The organism is Aquimarina penaris (genome assembly GCF_040786285.1).
Taxonomy (GTDB): Bacteria; Bacteroidota; Bacteroidia; order Flavobacteriales; family Flavobacteriaceae; genus Aquimarina.
This window is the reverse complement of record NZ_JBFMKQ010000011.1, coordinates 1-1,026: the sequence shown is the minus strand read 5'-3', so window position 1 is coordinate 1,026 and position 1,026 is coordinate 1. Positions and strand designations below refer to the sequence as shown.

Genomic DNA, 1,026 nt, shown 5'->3' with positions numbered 1-1,026 from the left:
AGATGGGAATATTGAATATTTGGGACGAATCGATGATCAGGTAAAAATTAGAGGATTTAGAATAGAGTTAGAAGAAATATCAAATTGTTTAAATCGCTACGATCAGATTGGTAAAAGCATTGTGGTTGTCAAGGAGAAAGGTGGGGATAAATTTATAGTTGCCTATTATACTTCAGAAGCAGAGATTGCCAAGGCAGATTTAAAAGAGTTTCTCTCGGATCATCTTCCTGACTATATGTTGCCTACATTTTATGTTCATTTAACAGAAATCCCTCTTAACCCGAGTGGTAAAGTAGACAAAAAGAATTTACCAGAGCCGGATATAAAAACTGGAGAAAAGTATGTAGCTCCAATTAATACCACAGAAAAAACATTAGAAAAAATCTGGTCTCGTGTACTCAAATTACCTCCAGATGTAATAGGCACGCACAAAAACTTTTTTGAATTAGGAGGCCATTCATTAAAAGCAATGATTTTGGTCAATACTCTGGTTAAAGAGTTTGATATGGCATTTCCCTTAGAAAAAGTATTTGAAAAGCCTACCATTAAACAACAAGCAGAATTTATAGATATTAATCAATGGTTATCAAATGACATCAAAGTAGATCTTGCAAGCGAAATGATTGAAGAAATCATAATCTAATAAATTTAGAGCGTCACAGGGCACACATTTTATATATAAATAATGGAAGAGGTAAACCATAGTAATATACCTCTTTGGCTAAACAAGTGACTCTCCTCAAAAACAATCACGTTTTCAAATCTTTGTTGAATAAGGCATCATGATAAATGATGTTAAGGTTAAAATTTAGTATGGAAAATTTATTATTAAAAATAAAAAAGAATAAGATCGGATTACACTTGGAGAAAGGTGCCTTACGCTTGGAAGTGCCTAAAAATTTTGATGCCAAAGAACTTCTGAAAGAAATTAAAAAGAACAAGGACGAGCTCATTAAATTTATTGAGAATACCCAATCTTTTAATTCTGAATATAAGGTGATCGAAAAAGCTCCGGAGAAAGAATAT

General features: G+C 32.3%; 2 protein-coding genes. Both read left to right on the top strand.

The features are described 5' to 3' along the window. Positions 1-643 (top strand): phosphopantetheine-binding protein (locus tag ABW637_RS21735; RefSeq protein WP_367586844.1); only part of this gene is annotated, 643 nt, incomplete at its 5' end. 170 nt (positions 644-813) lie between these two features. Beyond that, on the top strand, positions 814-1,026 hold a 213-nt coding region (locus ABW637_RS21730), incomplete at its 3' end, for a TubC N-terminal docking domain-related protein (RefSeq protein WP_367586843.1).